We start from the raw sequence: 6,426 nt of genomic DNA on the forward strand, positions 1-6,426 counted from the left end.
GATGAGTGAAAAAATTATTCCTATCTATGGAAAAAAAGAAAAAGGGAAATCAGGGTACACTATATTTATAGATTTACATACAAAAAAAGTATATCGAGCGTTTCATAAGGAAGTCAGTCAATCAACGTTTATGATAAGTTTTTTTGCAACTATCATTTTGATGAGATTCCTAACTGATGTTTCACTTCCTGATTTTCATCCATTTTTGATATTAATATTCATTTTAACGGGAGCATCTATTAGTGTTTACATCGGCATGATAATTCAAAAGAAATTTATGGGAGATTTAATAGAGATCTATCCATCCGAACCAATGGTAGAGGATTTTATAGATGAGGGCAGCACTTTATTTAAAAGAGAGGTCATTATTGCAGCAATTCTTTTACTAGTTTCTGTTATTTTAGTTGGCTTGTTTATCATTTATAATTGGCTTGTTTGGCTTCTGTTTTCTTTTATGTCTTTTGCTATATCGGGAATGATGTTCAACAGTCTGTCCATAGATAGATGGAAATTATATAAATATAGACGATGATTTTGTGAACCGTTTATTGTGATACAAGTCAGTGCGAAGTGAAGAAAAATAAGATGAAAAACTTCAAAATTCATTCAGGTTAGAAAAGGAGTTTTTAACTATGGAAATTTTACCAATTGGCAGTGTTGTTAAATTAAATAACGGGGATGTAAAATTAATGATTTTAAATAGAGCCCCATTATATAATCAAGATGGAAAAATAGGATACTTTGATTACTCAGCATGCGTATACCCTGCTGGTAAAGTGGAAGAACAAGTCTATTTCTTTAATAATGAAAACATCGAGGAAGTGTATTTTAGGGGATATGTAGATGAGCAAGAAGAACTGTTTCAGCAACAATATGAGGAAAAAATAAAAAACGTCATGTTTCCAAAATTTACGATTAAAGATTAAAAATATAGATGGAATTTAATTTATATAGATGCAAGGCAAGGGAGATTCCTTTGCCTTTTTACTTATTTTTTCTAAATGAAACAAAAGATAGGATGATAAAGTTATGAAAGTATTTAAGACAAGTGCCCAGGAATGGTACTTTTTACGAATATATTTACGGAATGTACTCTTAAAAGAAAGTGACTTATCTGAGGAACTAAAAAATGAAACTATTCAGCTTGAGAAATTTGCAATGATAGAACTTTTATTAAAAACACTTGCTAAAATAGTAGGTGTCACCAGTGTTGTACTTTTATTTTTATCCTTTTTACTAAATTCAAACCCCATGCTAACAATAGGAACAGTAGGTGTTTTAGCCGGGATTGGAATATATATATGGTCCTTATACTACACTTTCTCGCTTAAGCGCACTTTTAGAAGAACCAAAGAAAAGATTCACCACGCCCCAAGAGATGAAATAATTCCATTTTATTTTATTGATTCTACAGGCATTTGTATAAATGTTTTTAACACAGAAGATGAAAGCAGAAAGGTTTTCTTACATTGGGAAGAGCTTAGTCATTTTAAAATTGCGCCATTAAGTGTCTATCAGCATAATCTGCAATTGGAAAAGGTAAATAAGAAAAGAAAAGCAATTCTTGGTGGATTGCGTATGGAAGTTAAATATGCGGAGAAACAGGTTGGATCATTGCCTCATGAGGTTTCAGATAAATTTGACACAATTCAAGCAGCATATATCACAGCAAAACAAGATGACCGTATAGTCTGTGTCTTGCCATTATCCCCTGAATGGGTCAATGAGAATTCATTTGAAACAGCACTTGTTAACTATTTACCTTATAAAAAGAGCGATAGAGGGACAGACGCAGTGATTTAGCCTCCTTTTCACCCAATGATGAAAAGCTCATTAAGTGGTGAGAAGCGACTAAAGAATTATGAGATATGATCGTTTTAGTCTTTTTATGCGTGGTTCTTGTTGCAGATAATGTCTGAGAAGCAGAGTTCTTCAGTCTGGGTTGGATTCATTAAAAAACGGTATAATGTCTTTTGTGGGGTGAATTAAGTCGGAAGAGAGATTAATCTTTGACATAATTTGAAGCAAGAAACATTATGCAAAAAAGAAAGGAAATGTTATATGAAAAATATATTCTCAGGGTCATTCTCCCAACTGGAAGATACGGTCAGTGAGAGCTTTGCAAAAAACTCTATTGATACAATAGAGAGGTTTTCTTTTGAAAAGGCTATGATAGTTCTAGTAATTTTTATGGGTGGGTTCTATGCTTTTTATGGAGTAAGTATATATCTGGGAAATAATATGGATAGTGGATCAATTGTACTTGATATGAATAATGAGTACATTCCATTCCTAACAAATATTTGGTATCCAATAGTACAAGGTATATTATTTTTAATTACTGTATTTGGGGGGGATATTATAGGAGGAAAAATAATGTGAAAGCATTTTATATTTATAATACTTTTCTTACAGTTTTTGTACTCCTGTTTATATTATTATTTTTAAAGTTTGCACAATTAGTTGTATATTCCTTTCCATTACGTATGGTGCATACGGTTTTATATATTCTGTGTTCCCCTGCTGTAGGAAAAATAACCTTGCCAAGATTATACAGACCACCAACACTTGCCAATACACCTAATACACTTTTCCTGTTTCTGCTGAACCATTCAACGATGGCACTTCTTTTCTTTTTCTCCCCAAACACCATTTCTTTCGCATTTTGATAACTGCGATTAAAAACATAAACGATAGAAGCTATTACCTTAATAAATACTCCGAAGAGTTCAGAATAAAATTTGGGGTAGACAAGAGTAAGTGGTACGGGAAAAAGTATGTAGATAAACAAAGAACTAACTTGAAAAAGTATGAATCATAGTTTTAATTGTAAGTGTAAGCAGAGAAACTTAAATATTAAGATTAAGCAAAAGGAAAAAGCTTGTTCTTTTAAATAGTATTTGAAAATAAAAAATATAAGAAATAGGTGGGGAAAAGCGTACTGATATCTCGGATACAAGTACTGAAATCCCAAGAGTGAGTGCTGATATCTCGGATACGAGTACTGAAATCTCAAGAGTGAGTACTGATATCTTGAAATCAAGAGGGATCGAAGCCATGGTTGGTGATGATTGCCGATTTCAAAGACTTCACCGAACGCAGCAACTTGGAAGAAGAAATAGAGAAATTCTTAAATGACGGCGTAAAATCCGGCATCCACTTTATTCTATGCAGTGACTACAGTTATATTGGAATCAGTTATGAACGAATAGCAAAATACGCCAGAAGTCAAACGACAGTAGGTTTAGTCAGCATGCGTCTTGGCGATCAAGATATATTCAAACAGCCTTTTATTAGGCAGGAAAAGTATCCAAAAGCATATGAAGTTTATTTTGCAATGGATCATGATCATTTGAAAATTAAAATACCAGATTAGGAGGAGAGGATGGATTGAGTACTTCAATGGGATTGTTGCATGATCAAGTACGGACTGTAATGCTGGGCATGGCCAATACAAAGGAAAATATCTCTGATTTAGAAGACAAAATTGCACGATTAGAAGAAGCCGTCAAAGAACTTCAGACAAGTATTGAAGAATTGAAAACTACGAAAACATCCATTGACGGGTTAACAATTGATGAGGCAAGCTGGAAAGGTGAAAACAAGGATACCTTTGAGGAACAGTACAGTGAATACCAGGAAGCAGTTAAGAATTATGTTTCTAATACAGAAGATGCAAAAGAGACAATGGAACAAGAGATAGCGAAGTATGAGACTAGCAGAACGAATTATTTAATTGGATTGGAAAATCTTGAAAACTCACTGGATTCACTTCATAATCAAATTCGTAAATTAGCAGAAGCGGATAAGGAGTGATCGTATGGCGGGATTAGTTAGTATTCATATGGAACAGTTTCAGTCAGCTATATCGGAGCAGAGAACTTCCGGTTCAAGTATATCAAGCAGTTTGAAAACAAGCCGAACATTGGAGAAGACGAATATTGAACCATTTACAAAAGAATTGGAGCTAACCATTGAAGCCATCGAACTTCTGGAGAAATATAAAGCCCTTCTTGATTCAGATATTACAATTTTAGAAGATACAGGAGCAACGATGCAGGAAAATGATGAGAGATTGGGACAAGTGAATGAATGTCAATGTAACTGGACCACAACCAATACGCTGATGAAAGGAGAGAATATAAATGGGAAATAAAGTGGATATATCCGAAGTTATTGAGCTGTCAAAAGACTTAGAAACAGCCTCGGAAGAAATAAAATCAAGTCTAACTAGCGTCAAGGGAAGTATTGATCAGCTGACTGCTTTAAGCACATTCTCGGGAAAGACTGCGACGGAAGCAAAAGGTTATTTTCAGGATTTGCATCAAACGATTTTAACATCGTTTGATGGATTATTCACGGATCTTCAAGACGCTTTAAACCGACACATAAATTCTTTCGGAAGTAGGGTAGATGGAAGTGAATCAGCGCTGATCAAAAGCGATTATTTAAAAGATACAGAAGAAGATATTACCGATGTTTTCGAGAAACTGGATGCAGAACAAAAAAGCGTGAGAGAAATTATTAATAGCGTATCCGATATTAGCAGTGCCAGTGCACCATCAACCTATTCTGCTAGATACGCTAAAAATGATGCAGTAGATACATTGACAGAGTTAGATGAAGACTTGGATTCTTTTTCAAGTACAGGAAAGCAGATTTCTGAAATAGAAGATTTGCTGAACCACATAAAAGCGACAATAAATAACGCTGGTGCTGTAGCGGGAAGTGGTAGGTTTACGGATTATACAGGAAACTCCATGACAGTTGGGTTGCCGATGTTGAAGGCTTATAATGCGGAAAAGCGGGCAGAGGTGATAGATAAGGCAGAAAGATCCAAGGACGCTGTCATAAAAGATATGGATAAACCTTTACAAGATGTATTAAATAAAGCCTATAGTGACTTAAAAAACGGCGAAATTGACGAAAACCAATATTATGAATATTTGGCTGAGACTAAAAAGATTCATAATGAAGAGAAAGGTGAGGTATCAGAGAACTTTCTTAAATACCTTGCCGATAATTTTGATGGCGTTGAGGCTACTCTTATAGGAAATTTGGCTACTGGAAAAGTTGACTATCAAACTGGAGTCAAAGTAGATAACTTGAAAAAAAATGCCGAGAAACTTTTAGAAATAAATGGTGGTAAACCTGGTAATTCTTATAATTACAAAATGAATGAGATTAACAAAGTTAACAATTTCGGAAAGGCTCTAAATGGTCCGTTAACCGTATTAAGTATTGGATATGGAACTATGCTTGATTATAAATATAGTGATAAAACTGTGGGAGAGGCTGTTACAAAGAATACTGCATCAACAGGAGCTGGTCTTTTAGCGGGATGGGGTACCTCAACTGCTATAACAGGATTAGGAGGAGCATTCCTTTCAGCTACTCCAGTTGGATGGGCGACACTAGGCAGTGTAGCAGTAGGTACTCTTGGAACAATGACATTTAACTGGGCATACGATAATAATTTCTTCGGTATACAAGATGGCTTGGATTGGGCCGGTAAACAAATAGATAGAGGTTGGGATACTATAACAAATTGGGCAGGCGATGCTGGAGAGGCCTTGCATGACAGTTTTAATTTAATAAATCCATTTTCTTGGTAGGTGGGTTTAGTAGGTTTAGAAGGAGAGGAGATCATATAATGAATGGTAAGGTACAGGGAGTATATATGAATCTAAGGTATAGAATTCTGACCATTGATGAACAAAGCTATATTTTAGATATGGGACGTCCCTTTTGGAAAATATTATTTCCGTTTTTTTACTGGATACTTCCGCAAACCGCTTATAAAGTGAATGATCATGAATTAATAGAAAAAATAAAGACGCCGGAAGTGAAACAAAAAAAATCAGGAGGAGAAGGTGTTCTAGCTGGTCTTATAGGGGTGTTTTTAGCTAATCTATTGCAGCCTTTGGTCAATTTCTTTGACGTTGAAAGTTCCCCCGTTGTTAATTCAATAATTGTAGCGATTGTTTTTTTTATTGTAGTATCCATATATTTGTATATAAATATTAGATTAAAAAAAAAGCTAGCCCAGGTAGTTGATCTTAAACAACATTCACCGGTACGGTTATGGATTAGACCACAGTCATGGAAGCATTTTTTCTTCATTTCATTTTTTTATTTGTTTTTTCTGGGATTAACTTTTTTATCATGGGGGGGTTATATTCAATTAGCTAATGCAGTGATCCTTTTTGCTGGGATGGTATTCTTATTTATGTCATTATGCTTTAGCCTTCTTGCAATCGCATTAGGCAATAATAAAGTGGTATTTAAAGATGATAAAAAGAAAGCTGTTTAGAAATTAAATATGACAAGGTTTTGGAAATCTAAGAAATATCACTAGTGTTGCATAAAGTTTTCAGGAAAAAGTCAAGCGAAACCTTTTGTGTCAATATTATTAATAATAGGAAT

Annotated in this window: 9 protein-coding genes; all 9 read left to right on the top strand. The window is 34.4% G+C overall.

Translation table 11 applies throughout. The annotated features are described in order from the left end of the window. Window position 1 precedes the first annotated feature (1 nt). The 9 genes from ACFQ18_RS09990 to ACFQ18_RS10030 all read left to right on the top strand — a co-directional run bounded on the left by ACFQ18_RS09990 (window position 2) and on the right by ACFQ18_RS10030 (window position 6,313). On the top strand, window positions 2-532 hold the full coding sequence (locus tag ACFQ18_RS09990) for a hypothetical protein (protein ID WP_204798215.1): 531 nt from the start codon (window positions 2-4) through the stop codon (window positions 530-532). 100 nt (window positions 533-632) lie between these two features. After that, on the top strand, window positions 633-926 hold the full coding sequence (locus tag ACFQ18_RS09995; RefSeq protein WP_244986950.1) for a DUF4176 domain-containing protein: 294 nt from the start codon (window positions 633-635) through the stop codon (window positions 924-926). Between the two features lie 103 nt (window positions 927-1,029). Next, a complete protein-coding gene (locus ACFQ18_RS10000; protein ID WP_204798216.1) occupies window positions 1,030-1,803 on the top strand; it encodes a hypothetical protein in 774 nt (257 codons plus the stop codon). Window positions 1,804-2,061: 258 nt separating this feature from the next. Next, entirely contained in the window at window positions 2,062-2,382 is a 321-nt protein-coding gene (locus tag ACFQ18_RS10005) for a hypothetical protein (protein ID WP_204798217.1), read from the top strand. 685 nt (window positions 2,383-3,067) lie between these two features. Next, entirely contained in the window at window positions 3,068-3,376 is a 309-nt protein-coding gene (locus ACFQ18_RS10010; protein WP_204798218.1) for a hypothetical protein, read from the top strand. A 14-nt stretch (window positions 3,377-3,390) separates the two neighbouring features. Next, the gene (locus ACFQ18_RS10015) at window positions 3,391-3,816 is read left to right on the top strand and encodes a YwqH-like family protein (RefSeq protein WP_204798219.1); all 426 of its coding nucleotides are present in this window, start codon (window positions 3,391-3,393) and stop codon (window positions 3,814-3,816) included. Between the two features lie 4 nt (window positions 3,817-3,820). Next, window positions 3,821-4,156 (top strand): TIGR04197 family type VII secretion effector, encoded by a 336-nt coding sequence (locus ACFQ18_RS10020; RefSeq protein ID WP_204798220.1) that lies wholly within the window; start codon window positions 3,821-3,823, stop codon window positions 4,154-4,156. Then, window positions 4,146-5,615 (top strand): T7SS effector LXG polymorphic toxin, encoded by a 1,470-nt coding sequence (locus ACFQ18_RS10025; protein ID WP_204798221.1) that lies wholly within the window; start codon window positions 4,146-4,148, stop codon window positions 5,613-5,615. Before ACFQ18_RS10020 ends, ACFQ18_RS10025 begins: the two co-directional genes overlap by 11 nt. Window positions 5,616-5,653: 38 nt before the next feature. Further along, the gene (locus tag ACFQ18_RS10030) at window positions 5,654-6,313 is read left to right on the top strand and encodes a DUF443 family protein (protein ID WP_204798222.1); all 660 of its coding nucleotides are present in this window, start codon (window positions 5,654-5,656) and stop codon (window positions 6,311-6,313) included. The last annotated feature ends 113 nt before the right edge of the window (window positions 6,314-6,426 follow it).

The organism is Oceanobacillus caeni (assembly GCF_042678465.1).
GTDB lineage: Bacteria > Bacillota > Bacilli > Bacillales > Amphibacillaceae > Oceanobacillus > Oceanobacillus caeni.